The organism is Bradyrhizobium altum (genome assembly GCF_020889705.1).
Classification (GTDB): Bacteria; Pseudomonadota; Alphaproteobacteria; order Rhizobiales; family Xanthobacteraceae; genus Bradyrhizobium; species Bradyrhizobium altum.
Genome location: NZ_JACMYP010000226.1, coordinates 1 through 14,447 on the forward strand (window position 1 = coordinate 1; position 14,447 = coordinate 14,447).

Here is a 14,447-nt window from a genome sequence, read left to right on the forward strand (position 1 = left end):
CACGTTCAGGCCGCGCCGCACGTTCAGGCGCCGCCGCATGCTGCGCCCGCCGCAGGTCACCCTGCAGAGGAGAAGCGGCAGGAGCAACGCTGAGGTACAATCGCGCTCCGCCGGCTCGTTCCGGCGGAGCGCGCACTCTCTTCCACCCGCGCGCAAGCGATCATCACTGGAGGTTGGTCATGGCACAGAGTCACGGTGGCAGCGGACAGCTCGACGACGGCAAGCCGCGCCTGAGCGAGGACGATATGCAGCGAGCCCTGCTTGGTCCGAGGGGCGTGCCGGGCAAGCCGGATCCCGCCAGGATGACGCCGCAGCAGAAAAAGAACATGCCGAACTATATCGATCCCGGACATACCTCGTAGCGCCCGCGATCTGAGCGCATGCTGCGTCGCCCATTGCCGGGCGATGTGCGAGCGCACTTGCAAATCGCCTGCTTTTGCGCCCTCATGATTGCAGGTGCACTCACGGTGTTGCGGAGCAGGTTGTGAGAAATCCGTACGAGGTTCTTGGCGTTGCCCCGACGGCGTCTGCGGCCGATATCCAGAAGGCCTATCGAAAGCTGGCGAAGAAGCTGCATCCGGATCTCAATCCGGGTGACAAGGCGGCCGAAGAAAAGTTCAAGGAAGTCGCCGCGGCGAACGATCTGCTCTCGGATGCCGACAAGCGCAAGCGCTTCGACGCCGGCGAGATCGACGCGAGCGGTGCCGAGCGGCCACAGCATCGCTACTACCGGGATTTCGCCACTGCGGACGGGGGGCATCCCTACGCCGACAGTTCTGGTTATGCCGACTATATGGACCAGGACGACGCGTTCGCCGAGCTGCTCCGGCGCAGCGAGCAGGCACGCGCCAACCGGCGCGGCCGCGACCTGCACTATAGCCTCGTGATCGATTTCTCAGAATCGATCACCGGCGCGAGCAAACGCCTGACGCTTCCCGACGGCGGCACGCTCGACGTCACGATCCCGCCGGGGCTCGTCGACGGCCAGGTCATTCGTCTGCGCGGCAAGGGTATGCCCGGCAGCGGCAAGGGCGGTCCCGGCGATGCGCTGATCGAAGTCGAGGTTCGCCCCGATCCGCGCTTCACCCGCGAGGGCGACGACATCTCGCTGGAATTGCCGATCTCGCTGTCAGAGGCTGTGCTCGGCGGAAAGGTCAACGTTCCGACGCCGACCGGCGCGGTCACCATGACGGTTCCGAAGGGCTCGAACACCGGCACGACGATGCGGTTGCGCGGCAAGGGCGCGCCCCGGGTCGGCGGCGGTCATGGCGATGAGTTCGTCAGGCTCAAGGTGGTCCTGCCCAAGGGACCCGATCCCGCGCTCGAGGCGTTCGTGTCGAACTGGGATCGCAAGGGATTCAATCCACGTGATGATGGTGCATCATGAACAAGCAGCAGTTCCTGATTGATGCGGGTCTGGAGGTGCAGACCCTGGAGTTCTGGATCGAGCAGCAATGGCTGGTTCCGGACGAGACCACGCACGAGATCAGCTTTTCCGACACCGACCTGGCGCGCGCGCATCTGATCCGGGATCTGAAAGGTGATTTCGGCGTCAACGACGAGGGGATCGACGTCATCCTCCATCTGGTCGACCAACTGCACGGCCTGCGCCGGGCGTTCGAAGAATTGCACAAGGATATCGCGTCATCGCCGCGCTAGCCGCCTCGCTTGCGGCGAACCTCGGTCCCGGGAGACGTTCATGACGGACAAGCCGACGCCGCTGGCCCATGGCGAGATCGACGTGCTGATCTTGCAGGCGCTGGTGCGCAAGCTGATCGCAAAGGGCGTGCTGAGGCCGGACGACGTCCGCGCGATGCTGTTCGAGGCCGCGAAGAATCTCGACCTTGTCGGCAGCGAGCTGACGACGGAAGCCGCCAACATCATCGTGCAGGAAGATCTGGCGCCCGCATTCCTCGGCGGTTGATTTCGTCAGGTCTGGCCACTGCGGTTGGAGACCAGCCGGATTTGCGCGATCTGGTCCGCATTGCCGGCAAGATAGGACTGCGCGTCGCGTACCAGACGCTCGATCGCCGCGGCGTCATAGTTCGGATGACGGGTGTTCAGATGCAGATCGGTCTCAATCTGCATCACATTGGTCGTGGCATCGGCGCCGATCTCGATCGAGAACGACACCAATGAAACGTGCGGGCTCTTGAACGCCATGTCTGATCTCCTTTCGTCGCGCAGTGGGCGCCGTTACCTCAGGCTGCTGAATCTTCCCTTGCGCTCGCAGCACTTTGCGTGACCGCATCTGAGTGTCTGCGGTCGAGCTCCTCGATCATGCCGCGGGCGATCTCGCGCTCGCCCATGATCACGATGTCGGCTCCGAGGCCCTTCAGATGATCGACCTCGGCGTCGGAATGCGCGCGCGCGATGATCTGGATGTCGGCATTGGCGGCGCGCGCCTGCTCGACGATCTGCCCGGCCTCGAACGCTTCGGGAATGGCGATGACCAGCGATCGCGCACCGGCCGGATTGGTCGCGCGCAGCACGCTGGCGCGCGCGGCGTTGCCCATCAGGGCTTCGATGCCGCGCTGCCTGAGTTTTGCGACCATGTCGTCGGACGCTTCGACCGCGAGGAACGGCGCGTTGCGCTGATGCAGGGCATCGCCCACGATGCTGCCGACCCGGCCGTAGCCGACCAGGATGGTGTGATCCAGCAAGTCGGTCACCGGGATCGGTTCAGCAATTGCGACGGTCGGCGAGGAAGCCTGGGGCTTCTCGAGCCGCGACGTCAGCCAGTCGACGACTGCGAACACCAGCGGGTTGAGCATGATCGAGAAGATCGCGCCGGCCAGGATCAGGTCGCGGCCGGCCTTCGGCAGCAGATTGAGCGCAACGCCGAGCTCCGCCAGGATGAAGGAGAATTCGCCGATCTGGGCGAGGCTCGCCGAGATCATCAGGGCGGTCGCCATCGGATGACGGAACAGCACGACGATCAAGAGCGCAGCAAGCGACTTGCCGACCACGATGACGAACAGCGTCGCGAGAAACGGCCACGGCTCGCGCACCACGCTGAGCGGATCGAACAGCATGCCGACCGAGACGAAGAACAGCACCGCGAACGCGTCGCGCAGCGGCAGGGTCTCCTGGGCAGCGCGCTGGCTCAGCGGCGATTCCCGCAGCATCATCCCGGCGAAGAAGGCGCCGAGCGCAAGTGACACCCCGAACAGTTTGGTCGCGCCGAACGCGATGCAGAGCGCGATCGCGAGCACGGCCAGCCGGAACAGCTCCCGCGACCCGGTATGCGCGATGTAGTGCAGGGCCCATGGGATCAGCCGCCGTCCGACCACCAGCATCAGCGCGATGAACACGGCGATCTTGATCAGCGTCAGCACCAGCACGCCGGTCAGCCCGAGGCCGAAGCGGGTGGCGAGCGGATCGGGAATGAGGGCCGCGCCATCGCCGCCCTGGAAGCTCGCCACCGCAGGGAACAGCACCAGCGCGAGCACCATGGCGAGGTCCTCGACGATCAGCCAGCCGACCGCGATCTTGCCGCGTTCGGTGCCCATCAGGCGGCGCTCCTGCAGCGCGCGCAACAGCACGACGGTACTTGCGACCGACAGCGCGAGCCCGAACACCAGGCCGGCGCCGACGGTCCAGCCCATCACCAGCGCGAGGCCGAGGCCCAACAGTGTGGCGACCGCAATCTGCGCGATGGCGCCGGGCACCGCGATCGCGCGCACCGACAGCAGGTCGTTCAGCGAGAAATGCAGGCCGACGCCGAACATCAGGAGAATGATACCGAGCTCGGCGAGCTCGGTTGCCAGCGCCTGATCGGCGACAAAGCCGGGCGTGAACGGACCGACGGCGACACCCGCGAGCAGATAACCGACCAGTGGCGGAACCCGAAAGCGCTGGGCGATGGTTCCGAAGACGAAGGCGAGTCCGAGGCCCGCGACGATGGTCGCGATCAGAGGTGTGTCATGCGGCATTTCGCCTTGTCGCACAGCATGGTTGGCGGTGCACCGCGACCATTTGAGGCGCGGCATTCCCCGCGCGGAACCGTGATCTATTGCTCATGGCGTGAGCATATGATCTCATGCCGGGATGGATCCGCGGCTTCCCGAGACCGATCTGGTCATCTTCGACTGTGACGGCGTGCTCGTCGACAGCGAGGAATTGAGCTGTCGCTGCCTCGCCGAGGCGATGGCGAAGGCCGGCATCGAGATGAGCACCGAGCGGGCGCTCGAACTCTTCCTCGGGCGCAGCACCGCGGCACTGGTCGAGTATTGCCGGGGCGTGGGCAGGCCGTTGCCTGAGACTTTCCTGCCCGAATTGGCGCACCAGGTGCGCGAGACCTTCCGCGCACAGCTCAAGCCGATCGTCGGCATCGCCGCCGTGCTCGCGGAATTGCGCCTGCCGTATTGTGTCGCTTCATCGAGCGATCTTGACCGCGTGAGGTTCTCGCTGGAGCTGACCGGTCTTGCGACGAGCTTCGGACAACGGCTCTACACCGCGCAGATGGTCGAGCATGGCAAGCCGGCGCCGGATCTATTCCTGTTTGCCGCCGGCAAAATGGCAGCCGAGCCGCGCCGCACGCTGGTCATCGAGGACAGCGTCAGCGGGGTGACGGCGGCGAGGGCCGCGGGCATGAAAGTGTGGGGATTTGTCGGCGGCGCCCACTATCGGTTGACGGATGGCAGTGCTCTGCTGAAGCAGGCCGGGGCGGATCGAATCTTCGCCGCGATGACGGATTTCTGGAACGAAGGCTGACGCAAGATCATGGCTGCGCCCGACAACGAAAAGTCTCGCCTCGACGATGCGGCGCGCGCCGGCTGGCTGTATTTCATCGCGGGCCATACCCAGGACGAGATTGCAAAAATGCTGCAGGTGTCGCGCGCCTCGGCGCAGCGCCTGGTGTCGCTGTGTCTTGCGGAGCGGCTGATCACGTTTCGTCTCGAGCACCCCATTGCGGCCTGCATGGAGCTCGCTTCCCGGCTGAAGGCGCGGTTCGATCTGGTGCATTGCGACGTCGTGCCGACAGATCCGGCGGCGCCGCTGTCGAATGCCGGGATCGCCGAGCGCAGCGCCAATCTGCTGGAGATTGCGCTGCGCTCGGAGACGCCTGTCATCGTGGCGCTCGGCACCGGCCGCGCGGTGCGCGCCGCGGTCGAACGGGTCTCGCCGATCGAGCGGCCCGACCATCAGATCGTGTCGCTGGTCGGCAACATCTCCGCCGACGGCTCGGCAAGCTTCTACGACACGGTGGGGCGGCTCGCCGACCGCACCGGTGCACGGCATTACCCGATGCCGCTGCCGTTCCTGATGTCGAGCGAGGACGAGCGCAACCGCATGATCCGGATCGATCCGATCGCGCGGGTGAGGGCGGTCGCCGCCAAGGCCGATCTGCGCCTGATCGGCATCGGCCAGATGGACCAGAAGGCCCAGGTCCATGTCGACGGCTTCGTCACCCGCGAAGAATTGCTGGAGATGATGCGGCTCGGCGCGGTCGGCGAGGTGACCGGCTGGGCCTATGACACCAAGGGCCGCCTGATCAAGGGCGGCACCAACAAGCGCCTGACCAGCATTCCGCCGCAGATCCCCGCGGTATCGACCACGATTGCCGCAGCCGTCGGCGCCGCCAAGGTGCCGTCGATCAAGGCCGCGCTGGCGGGCCGGGTGATCAACGGCCTCATCACGGACGAGGCCACCGCACGCGCGGTTCTGGATCGCTAGGCGCGTTCTTCGCCTCCGCGAAAACCACCATTCCAGGCTGTGTTGGAACCCGCAATCGCGCGGGACGGCGCAGTCGCGTGCTTGACAAATTTTAACGACGGGATGAACATACGCCCAACACGTGGGCATATGCTCAACGTGACATAAGGGAGGTCACCTTGAAAAACGTCCTTTGCGCCGTTGCGGGCGCGGCTGCTCTTTTGATCTCTGCCCCCTCGATCGCCCAGACCACGCTGACGGTGGCGACCGTCAACAACAGCGACATGATCCGCATGCAGGGGCTCACCAGCGAATTCACCGCGAAGAACCCCGACATCACCGTGAAATGGGTGACGCTCGAGGAGAACGTGCTGCGCCAGCGCGTGACCACCGACATCGCCACCAAGGGCGGCCAGTTCGACGTGCTCACCATCGGCACCTATGAGGTGCCGATCTGGGCCAAGAAGAGCTGGCTGGTGCCGCTCGACAAGCTCGGCGCTGATTACGACGTCGGCGACCTGCTGCCGAAGATCAAGGATGCGGTCTCGGTCGACGGCAAGCTCTATGCCGCGCCGTTCTACGGCGAGAGCTCGATGGTGATGTATCGCACCGACTTGTTCGACAAGGCAGGCTTGAAGATGCCGGAAAGCCCGACCTGGGACTTCGTGGTCGATGCCGCCAAGAAGCTGACCGACAAGGCCGGCGGCGTCTACGGCATCTGCCTGCGCGGCAAGGCCGGCTGGGGCGAGAACATGGCGTTCCTGACCGCGATGTCCAACTCGTTCGGCGCGCGTTGGTTCGACGAGAAGTGGGAGCCGCAGTTCAATTCGCCGGAATGGAAGAAGACGCTGACCACCTATGTCGACCTGATGAAGCAGGCGGGCCCTCCCGGCGCCTCGTCCAACGGCTTCAACGAGAACCTCGCGCTGTTCAGCGCCGGCAAATGCGCGATGTGGATCGATGCCACGGTGGCGGCGTCCATGGTGACCAACCCGAAGGATTCCAAGGTTGCCGACAAGGTCGGCTTCGCGCTGGCCCCGAACACCGGGCTCGGCAAGAACGCCAACTGGCTGTGGGCATGGAGCCTCGCGATCCCCGCCGGCTCGAAGAAGGTCGATGCGGCCGAGAAGTTCATCGCCTGGGCGACCAGCAAGGATTACACCAAGCTCGTCGCGTCGAAGGAAGGCTGGTCCAACGTGCCGCCCGGCACGCGCACGTCACTGTACAAGAACCCCGACTACCTGAAGGTCGCGCCCTTCGCCAAGCTGACGCTGGCCTCGATCGACGCCGCCGATCCGAACAAGCCGACGGTGAAGCCGGTGCCTTACGTGGGCGTGCAGTATGCGGCGATCCCTGAATTCCAGGGCATCGGCACCCAGGTGGGGCAGCAGTTCTCGGCCGCGTTGTCCGGCTCGACCACCGTCGATGCGGCGCTCACCGCTGCGCAGTCCGTGACCGAGCGCGAGATGAAGCGCGCGGGCTACATCAAATAAGCCACGCCCAGACAAAGCCAGGGCGCGGCACGCGCCTTGGCCACCCGACCAGCTCAAACCTCCCGAGCTGGGCTACTCGCGACCATCCTGTCCCGCAGCGGGATGGTCGCTCCTTTCCTTATGAAGGAGGCGGGATGGCGACCCAGCAGACCCAACTGCTCGCACGCACGCTGCTCACGCCCGCCGTGGCGCTGCTGTTCATCTGGATGATCGTGCCGCTGGCGCTCACGATCTACTTCGCGACCCTGCATTACAATCTGCTCGATCCCGGCTCCGAATCCTTCGTCGGGCTGGAGAACTTCCGCTACTTCCTGACCGATCCGGCCTTCCTCGCCTCGCTGCAGAACACCCTGGTGCTGGTCGGCTCGGTGCTCGCGATCACCATCATCCTCGGCGTGCCGCTGGCGCTGTTGCTCGACCAGCAGGTGGTCGGGCTCTCCATCGTCCGGCTGATGGTGATCGCGCCGTTCTTCGTGATGCCGACGGTGAGCGCGCTGGTCTGGAAGAACCTGTTGATGCATCCGGTGTCGGGCCTGTTCGCCTGGATCGCGCATCTGTTCGGGCTGCCGGCGATCGACTGGTTCAACGATGCGCCGCTGTTCTCGGTGATCCTGATCGTCTCCTGGCAGTGGCTGCCGTTCGCGACGTTAATCCTGCTCACCGCGCTGCAATCGCTCGACGAGGAGCAGAAGGAGGCCGCCGAGATGGATGGCGCGAGCGCGATCTCGACCTTCATCTACATCACGCTGCCGCACCTGGCGCGTCCGATCACGGTGGTGATCCTGATCGAGACCATCTTCCTGCTCACGGTGTTCGCGGAGATCTTCGTCACCACCGGCGGCGGCCCCGGCCTGCAGACCACCAACATCGCCTTCCTGATCTATTCGCAGGCGCTGATCCAGTACGACGTCGGCAGCGCCTCGGCGGGCGGCCTGGTCGCGGTGGTGCTTGCCAACATCGTGGCGTTCTTCCTCGTTCGTATCGTCGGCCGGAATCTGGAGGCGTAACGTCATGGCGCGGATGGTCACGACACGGAACAAGGTGATCTCGACGGCGGCAGCCTGGCTGGTCGGCTTCCTGATCTTCTTTCCGATCCTCTGGATGGTGCTGGCGAGCTTCAAGACCGAGCTTGAAGCCTTCGCGATCCCGCCGTCGTTCCTGTTCTTCCACTGGACGACGGAGAACTATGTCACGGTGCAGGAGCGCAGCGATTACCTCCACCATGCGCTCAACTCGATCATCATCGCCGGCGGCTCGACGTTGATTGCGATGCTGATCGCGATCCCGGCGGCATGGTCGATGGCGTTCTCGCCGACCAAGCGGACCAAGGATGTGCTGCTTTGGATGCTCTCCACAAAGATGATGCCGCCGGTCGGCGTGCTGGTGCCGATCTACCTGATCTACCGGACGTTCGGCCTGCTCGATACAAGAAGCGGCCTGATCTTCATTCTGTGCCTCGGCAATCTGCCGATCGTGATCTGGATGCTGTTCACCTATTTCAAGGAGATCCCGAAGGACATCCTCGAGGCGGCGCGGATGGACGGCGCCACGATCGGGCGCGAGCTGATCTATGTGCTGACGCCGATGGCGGTGCCGGGGCTCGCCTCGACCTTGCTGCTCAATCTGATCCTGGCGTGGAACGAGGCGTTCTGGACCCTCAATCTGTCGACGCTCGAGGCCGCGCCGCTCACCGTGTTCATCGCGTCCTATTCCAGCCCGGAAGGATTGTTCTGGGCGAAACTGTCGGCGGCGTCGACGCTCGCGATCGCGCCCATTCTCGTGCTCGGCTGGTTCAGTCAGCGGCAACTCGTCCGCGGCCTGACCTTCGGCGCGGTCAAGTAGCAGAAAGGCTTTCGCCATGGGTCAGATTACGCTGCAGGGTGTGCAAAAATCATTCGGGCCGGTCCACATCATCAAGGGCGCCGACCTTGAGATCACCGACGGCTCCTTCGTCGTCTTCGTCGGTCCGTCGGGCTGCGGCAAGACCACGCTGCTGCGGCTGATCGCCGGGCTCGAGGACGTCACCGGCGGCGCCATCCTGATCGACGGGCGCAACGTGGTCGATGTGCCGCCGGCCAAGCGCGGGCTGTCGATGGTGTTCCAGTCCTACGCGCTCTATCCGCATATGAGCGTGCGCGGCAACATCGCGTTCGGCCTGAAAATGGCCGGGGTCGCCAAGGACGAGATCAACCGCAAGGTCGAGGCTGCTGCGGCCACCCTCAACCTGACGCCCTATCTCGAGCGCAAGCCGCGCGAGCTCTCCGGCGGCCAGCGCCAGCGCGTTGCGATCGGGCGTGCCATCGTGCGCGAGCCGAAGGCGTTCCTGTTCGACGAGCCGCTGTCGAACCTCGACGCCGCGCTGCGGGTGCAGATGCGGCTCGAGGTGACGCGATTGCAGAAGCAGCTCGGCACCACGGCGATCTACGTCACCCACGACCAGGTCGAGGCCATGACCATGGCCGACAAGATCGTGGTGCTGAACGGCGGCAAGATCGAGCAGTATGGTTCGCCGCTCGAGCTCTATGAGAAGCCTAACAACCTGTTCGTTGCAGGCTTCATCGGCTCGCCGAAGATGAATTTCGTCACCGGCGAACTCGCCAGGCAGCAGGGCGCGACCACCATCGGGGTGCGGCCCGAGCATTTGAAGGTCGAGCGCGACGGGCAGGGCGGCTGGCAGGGGACGGTGGCGGTCGCCGAGCATCTCGGCAGCGACACCTTTCTCTATGTCGACGCTGCGGCGTTGGGAATGCTGACCGCGCGCTATGTCGGCGAGCTTGACCTGCATCCCGGCGATCGGGTGTCGCTGATTCCGGATCCGGCGCGCATCCATCGTTTCGACGACAGCGGAAAATCGATCCACGCGTAGAGCATGATCCGGAAAAGTGTGAAGCGGTTTTCCGAAAGATCATGCTCACAAAGAAGGACGCGAACGATCTCCGCAGTTGATCTCGCTCTGGCCGGGGCGGCACGCCCGCGAAAATGCGGGCTCTAGGCAAAGGAAGAAGAAAATGTATCTCGAGAAATTCAGGCTCGGCGGCAAGACCGCCATCATCACCGGCGCCGGTCAGGGCATCGGGCTCGCCTGCGCCGAGGCGCTGGCGGAAGCCGGCGCCAAGGTCATCATCGGCGACCGCGACGCCAAGGTCGCCAATGACGCGCAGGCGGCGCTGAAGGCCAAGGGCTTCGACGCCGATATCGCGCTGATGGACGTGACGGACTCGGGCCGCGTCTCCGCGGTCGCTGACGAACTGGTCCGCAAGTACGGCAAGGTCGACATCCTCGTCAACAATGCCGGCATCGCGCGCAGCGAGACCCCGGCCGAGACGGTGACCGACGAGCACTGGCTCAACGTCATCGACGTCAATCTGAACGGCACTTTCTGGTGCTGCCGCGCGTTCGGCAATCACATGCTGAAGGCGAAGTCCGGCACCATCGTCAATGTCGGCTCGATGTCCGGCTTCATCGTCAACAAGCCGCAGGAACAGTGCTTCTACAATGCGTCCAAGGCCGCGGTGCATCATTTGACCAAATCGCTCGCCGCCGAATGGGGCGCGCGCGGGGTCCGCGTCAACGCCGTGGCGCCGACTTATATCGAGACCCCGCTGAACGCCTTCGTGAAGAACAGCCCGCGGATGTATGACGCCTGGATTGGCGGAACCCCGATGGCGCGGATGGGGCAGGTCGACGAGATCGCCTCCGTGGTGCTGTTCCTGGCCTCCGAAGCCGCCAGCCTGATGACCGGAAGCATCGTTCTGGTCGATGGCGGCTACACTTGCTGGTAAGCTCGCGCCGGACATAACGGAGCGGCCATGCGGCAAGCCTATATCGGGGTGGACGTCGGGAGCACCAGCGCCCGGGCGGGGGTATTCGACGAGGCCGGCAAGCTATTGGGTTCGGCCCGGCATCCGATCCGGGTCTGGCACGAGCCCGGCGATATCGTCGAGCAATCGTCCGATGACATCTGGGCGGCTTGCGTGACGTCCGTGCGTCACGCGATGCGGCAGGCCGCGGTCGCGGCCGACCACGTCAAGGGCATCGGCTTTGATGCGACCTGCTCGCTGGTCGTGCTCGACAGAGTAGGCCGACCGCTCACCGTCAGCCCGTCCGGCGATCCCGCGCGCAATGTCGTGGTCTGGATGGACCACCGCGCGATGGACGAGACCGAATTCGTCAACGCGACCGGCGATCGCGTGCTGCGCTATGTCGGCGGCGCGATCTCGCCGGAGATGGAGATCCCGAAGATCCTCTGGCTGAAGCGGCATCTGCCGGCAACGTTCGACGCGGCCGGGCACTTCTTCGACCTCGCCGACTATCTCTCGTTCCGCGCCTCCGGCTCGCTGGCGCGCTCGACCTGCACGGTCACTTGCAAATGGACCTATGTGGCGGGTGAGGGCGGCTGGAGCGAATCGTTCCTGAAGCGGGTCGGGCTTGAGGCGCTCGCTGCCGATCGCTTTGCCCGGATCGGGACCGAGATCGTGCCGCCGGGCTCGCCGCTCGGCCGCGGTTTGTCGGAAGATGCCGCGCGCGATCTTGGCCTGACGCCGGGAACCGCGGTCGGCGCCTCGCTGATCGATGCCCATGCCGGTGGCGTCGGCGCGATCGGCGGCCGTGATGGCTCCGGCGCCGACGTCGATGTCTGCCAGCGATTGGCCTACATCATGGGGACGTCGGCCTGCATCATGGCGACGACCGTCGATCCTTGCTTCGTGCCCGGGGTCTGGGGCCCGTATTTCGAAGGGATGGTGCCGGGCTTCTGGCTGAACGAGGGTGGGCAATCGGCGGCGGGTGCCGCGATCGATCATCTGCTCAAATCGCATCCGGCGCATGCCGAGGTCTTGCTAGCCGCGAAGAACGACAGCGTCGATGTCATCGAGTACCTCGAAAAACGCATCCTGGCGCGCAGCGGCAATGCCGGTGCGGCCGCGCTGCTCGCGCGCAATGTTCATGTCCTGCCGGAATTCCTCGGCAACCGGTCACCCTATGCCGATCCCGGCTCGCGCGCCGTGATCGCGGGGTTTGATCTCGACACCGATGTGTCGGCGCTGGAGCGGCTGTTCATCGCCGGCCTGTGCGGGCTGGCCTATGGCCTCGCCGACGTCATCGAGGCGCTGCAGGCCCGCGGCGTCAGCGGCAAGACCATCGTGATCGGCGGCGGCGCGAGCCGCAGCCCGCTGGTGCGCCAGATCATGGCCGACACCACCGGCTACACGGTGGCGTTGCCGCAGACGCAAGAACCCGTCTTGCTCGGCGCCGCCATGCTGGGCGCGGTTGCAAGCGGCGCGCACAATTCGATCAATGCGGCGATGGCCGGCATGTCGGCGCTCGGACGGTTGAGCGAGCCGACCAGGCCCGAGCTTGCCGACTTCCATCGCAAGAAGCGCGCCGTGCACAAGATGCTGCGCCAGCTTGATCGCGATAGCCGCGAGGCGATGAAGCGGGCGCCCGGCGCGGCGCCGGGTTGAGGTGTTTGCATGCTGCTGAGTTGCGGAGATGCGTTGATCGATTTCCTGCCGTCGCGGACGGCGGACGGACGCGAGGCCCTGACACCGGCGGCCGGCGGCTCCTGCCTCAACATCGCGATCGGCAGCGCCCGGCTCGATGTTCCCACCGGCTTTGTCGGTGGCATCTCGACCGACACCTTCGGCCGGATGATCGCCGATCACGCCGCGGCTTCCGGCGTCGATCTCAGCCGCGCGACGCGCAGCGACCGCCAGGCCACGCTCGCCTTTGCGCGTGTCACCGGCACCGAGACGCAATACGCCTTCTACGACGCTGACACCGCATCGCGGAACTGGACCTATCGGCGCGAGGCGATCGCGCTTGACGGCGTCACATGCCTTCACACCGGCTCGACCACGCTGGTCCATGACAAGGGTGCGGCCGAGACGCTGGCCTTCATCGAGCATGCGCGGCCGAACGCGACGATCTCACTCGATCCGAACTGCCGGCCGAACCTCGTCAAGGACAAGGATGCCTATCGCGCACGCATGCTGACGTTCTGCGGCAAGGCCGACATTGTAAAAATGTCCGACGTCGACTTCGCCTATCTGTTCGGCGATCAGGCCTATGCGGCGCGGGCCGAGGCGCTGCTGTCTGGCGGCGCATCGCTCGTCGTCATCACGCGCGGCAACGACGGCGCCTGCGCCTGGCATCACCAGGCCGGACCGATCGAGGTCGCATCACCGGTGGTGAATGTCGTGGATACGATCGGCGCCGGCGACAGTTTCCAGGCGGCGCTGCTCGCCGCGTTGCATCGGCTGGATCGGATCGCGCGGCAGCGGTTACGGGAGATCAGCGCGGCCGAGCTCACGCGCGCGCTGTCCTTTGCCTGCAAATGCGCCGCCTTCACCTGCACGCGCGCGGGCGCCGATCCGCCGCGCAGCGGGGAATTGCCTGCGGACACTTGGTAGGCCGTCGCACCGCGGGCGTCATGCGCATAAGGCGATAGACTTGCGACACGCCGCACGGCACGATGCTGGGCGTCGACCACGTCTGACGCGAGCGCTGTGTCCCGATGAACGAAGATCTCTGTCTGCTGCCGGCCGTTGAGCTTCGCGCGCGCATCGCGCGCAAGGAGGTCTCTCCCGTCGAAGTCACAACCGCGGTGCTCGGCCGCGCCGAGCGGCTGCAGCCTGAGCTGAACTGCTTCATCACGCTGTGCGGCGACGAGGCGATGGCGCAGGCGAAGGCCGCGGAGCGGCAGGTCATGGCCGGCGAGCCGCTCGGCCTGCTCCACGGCATCCCGTTCACCGTGAAAGACATCGTCAGCACAAAGGGCGTACGCACGACCTTCGGTGCGGTGCCGTACCGGAACAATGTGCCCGATCATGACGCCGTGGCGGTAGCCCGGCTCCGTGCGCAGGGCGGAATATTGATCGGCAAGACCACGACGCCGGAGTTCGGCAGCAAGTGCCTGACCGACTCGCCGCTGTTCGGCCGCACCCGCAATGCGTGGAGCGCCGATCGCTCCAGCGGTGGCTCCAGCGGCGGCGCGGCGGTGGCAGTGGCGAGCGGCATCGCGCCGCTGGCGGTTGCGACCGACGGCGGCGGCTCGACCCGGATTCCGGCGGCCTGCAACGGCGTGGTCGGGATCAAGCAGAGCAACGGCGTGATCCCGCACAGCCAGGTGCAGGACGCGTTCGGCAACCAGACCTATGTCACGCCGACCACGCGCACCGTCGCCGATACCGCGCTGATGATGCAGGCGATGGCCGGTGAGGATCCGTCCGATCCGTGGTCGATCGGCGTGCCGGTGCCTGACTATCTCGATCGCGCGGCGCCGCGCGGCGATCTCAG

Annotated in this window: 16 protein-coding genes; 14 read left to right on the forward strand and 2 right to left on the reverse strand. The window is 65.5% G+C overall.

All coding sequences use genetic code 11. From position 1 onward, the window contains the following. Positions 1-179 precede the first annotated feature (179 nt). The 4 genes from H8B02_RS36335 (at position 180) to H8B02_RS36350 (ending at position 1,924) form a co-directional block, all read left to right on the forward strand. Entirely contained in the window at positions 180-362 is a 183-nt protein-coding gene (locus H8B02_RS36335; protein WP_097672773.1) for a hypothetical protein, read from the forward strand. Between the two features lie 122 nt (positions 363-484). Then, a complete protein-coding gene (locus tag H8B02_RS36340; protein WP_229170629.1) occupies positions 485-1,387 on the forward strand; it encodes a DnaJ C-terminal domain-containing protein in 903 nt (300 codons plus the stop codon). Then, positions 1,384-1,659 carry a chaperone modulator CbpM gene (locus H8B02_RS36345; protein WP_092116655.1) on the forward strand — a complete coding sequence of 92 codons (276 nt, stop codon included), beginning with the start codon at positions 1,384-1,386 and terminating at the stop codon, positions 1,657-1,659. The genes H8B02_RS36340 and H8B02_RS36345 overlap by 4 nt, the downstream gene beginning before the upstream one ends. Positions 1,660-1,699: 40 nt before the next feature. Beyond that, on the forward strand, positions 1,700-1,924 hold the full coding sequence (locus tag H8B02_RS36350; protein WP_229170630.1) for a hypothetical protein: 225 nt from the start codon (positions 1,700-1,702) through the stop codon (positions 1,922-1,924). A gap of 5 nt (positions 1,925-1,929) precedes the next feature. Here the strand turns inward: H8B02_RS36350 and H8B02_RS36355 are convergent, their stop codons facing one another. Next, the gene (locus H8B02_RS36355) at positions 1,930-2,163 is read right to left on the reverse strand and encodes a hypothetical protein (RefSeq protein WP_229170631.1); all 234 of its coding nucleotides are present in this window, start codon (positions 2,161-2,163) and stop codon (positions 1,930-1,932) included. A gap of 38 nt (positions 2,164-2,201) precedes the next feature. After that, positions 2,202-3,935, reverse strand: a complete 1,734-nt coding sequence (ybaL, locus tag H8B02_RS36360) for a YbaL family putative K(+) efflux transporter (RefSeq protein ID WP_229170632.1) — start codon at positions 3,933-3,935, stop codon at positions 2,202-2,204. A gap of 115 nt (positions 3,936-4,050) precedes the next feature. On the opposite strand from ybaL, the gene H8B02_RS36365 reads away from it, so the two are divergent. The 10 genes from H8B02_RS36365 to H8B02_RS36410 all read left to right on the forward strand — a co-directional run. Further along, the gene (locus H8B02_RS36365) at positions 4,051-4,716 is read left to right on the forward strand and encodes an HAD family hydrolase (RefSeq protein ID WP_229170633.1); all 666 of its coding nucleotides are present in this window, start codon (positions 4,051-4,053) and stop codon (positions 4,714-4,716) included. A gap of 9 nt (positions 4,717-4,725) precedes the next feature. After that, the gene (locus tag H8B02_RS36370; RefSeq protein ID WP_229170634.1) at positions 4,726-5,679 is read left to right on the forward strand and encodes a sugar-binding transcriptional regulator; all 954 of its coding nucleotides are present in this window, start codon (positions 4,726-4,728) and stop codon (positions 5,677-5,679) included. Between the two features lie 158 nt (positions 5,680-5,837). Further along, complete coding sequence (locus tag H8B02_RS36375; protein WP_229170635.1) at positions 5,838-7,151, forward strand: ABC transporter substrate-binding protein; 1,314 nt, start codon at positions 5,838-5,840, stop codon at positions 7,149-7,151. A gap of 134 nt (positions 7,152-7,285) precedes the next feature. After that, the gene (locus H8B02_RS36380; protein WP_171947724.1) at positions 7,286-8,158 is read left to right on the forward strand and encodes a carbohydrate ABC transporter permease; all 873 of its coding nucleotides are present in this window, start codon (positions 7,286-7,288) and stop codon (positions 8,156-8,158) included. 4 nt (positions 8,159-8,162) lie between these two features. Then, positions 8,163-8,993 carry a carbohydrate ABC transporter permease gene (locus H8B02_RS36385; protein WP_092116645.1) on the forward strand — a complete coding sequence of 277 codons (831 nt, stop codon included), beginning with the start codon at positions 8,163-8,165 and terminating at the stop codon, positions 8,991-8,993. Positions 8,994-9,009: 16 nt separating this feature from the next. Then, positions 9,010-10,017 carry an ABC transporter ATP-binding protein gene (locus H8B02_RS36390; RefSeq protein WP_229170636.1) on the forward strand — a complete coding sequence of 336 codons (1,008 nt, stop codon included), beginning with the start codon at positions 9,010-9,012 and terminating at the stop codon, positions 10,015-10,017. Positions 10,018-10,159: 142 nt separating this feature from the next. Beyond that, positions 10,160-10,933 (forward strand): SDR family NAD(P)-dependent oxidoreductase, encoded by a 774-nt coding sequence (locus tag H8B02_RS36395; RefSeq protein WP_076866630.1) that lies wholly within the window; start codon positions 10,160-10,162, stop codon positions 10,931-10,933. A 27-nt stretch (positions 10,934-10,960) separates the two neighbouring features. Then, positions 10,961-12,613: an FGGY-family carbohydrate kinase gene (locus tag H8B02_RS36400; protein WP_229170637.1), complete on the forward strand. Its 1,653-nt coding sequence runs from the start codon at positions 10,961-10,963 to the stop codon at positions 12,611-12,613. A 9-nt stretch (positions 12,614-12,622) separates the two neighbouring features. Beyond that, on the forward strand, positions 12,623-13,561 hold the full coding sequence (locus tag H8B02_RS36405; protein ID WP_229170638.1) for a carbohydrate kinase family protein: 939 nt from the start codon (positions 12,623-12,625) through the stop codon (positions 13,559-13,561). Positions 13,562-13,665: 104 nt separating this feature from the next. Continuing rightward, a partial coding sequence (locus H8B02_RS36410) for an amidase (RefSeq protein WP_229170639.1) occupies positions 13,666-14,447 on the forward strand: 782 nt, incomplete at its 3' end.

Bases quoted from the DNA above. Each gene is read 5' to 3' on its own strand.
- H8B02_RS36335 (WP_097672773.1), top strand. From the start codon at position 180: ATGGCACAGAGTCACGGTGGCAGCGGACAGCTCGACGACGGCAAGCCG.
- H8B02_RS36345 (WP_092116655.1), top strand. From the start codon at position 1,384: ATGAACAAGCAGCAGTTCCTGATTGATGCGGGTCTGGAGGTGCAGACC.
- H8B02_RS36350 (WP_229170630.1), top strand. From the start codon at position 1,700: ATGACGGACAAGCCGACGCCGCTGGCCCATGGCGAGATCGACGTGCTG.
- H8B02_RS36355 (WP_229170631.1), bottom strand. From the start codon at position 2,163: ATGGCGTTCAAGAGCCCGCACGTTTCATTGGTGTCGTTCTCGATCGAG.
- ybaL (WP_229170632.1), bottom strand. From the start codon at position 3,935: ATGCCGCATGACACACCTCTGATCGCGACCATCGTCGCGGGCCTCGGA.
- H8B02_RS36365 (WP_229170633.1), top strand. From the start codon at position 4,051: ATGGATCCGCGGCTTCCCGAGACCGATCTGGTCATCTTCGACTGTGAC.
- H8B02_RS36370 (WP_229170634.1), top strand. From the start codon at position 4,726: ATGGCTGCGCCCGACAACGAAAAGTCTCGCCTCGACGATGCGGCGCGC.
- H8B02_RS36380 (WP_171947724.1), top strand. From the start codon at position 7,286: ATGGCGACCCAGCAGACCCAACTGCTCGCACGCACGCTGCTCACGCCC.
- H8B02_RS36385 (WP_092116645.1), top strand. From the start codon at position 8,163: ATGGCGCGGATGGTCACGACACGGAACAAGGTGATCTCGACGGCGGCA.
- H8B02_RS36390 (WP_229170636.1), top strand. From the start codon at position 9,010: ATGGGTCAGATTACGCTGCAGGGTGTGCAAAAATCATTCGGGCCGGTC.
- H8B02_RS36395 (WP_076866630.1), top strand. From the start codon at position 10,160: ATGTATCTCGAGAAATTCAGGCTCGGCGGCAAGACCGCCATCATCACC.
- H8B02_RS36400 (WP_229170637.1), top strand. From the start codon at position 10,961: ATGCGGCAAGCCTATATCGGGGTGGACGTCGGGAGCACCAGCGCCCGG.
- H8B02_RS36405 (WP_229170638.1), top strand. From the start codon at position 12,623: ATGCTGCTGAGTTGCGGAGATGCGTTGATCGATTTCCTGCCGTCGCGG.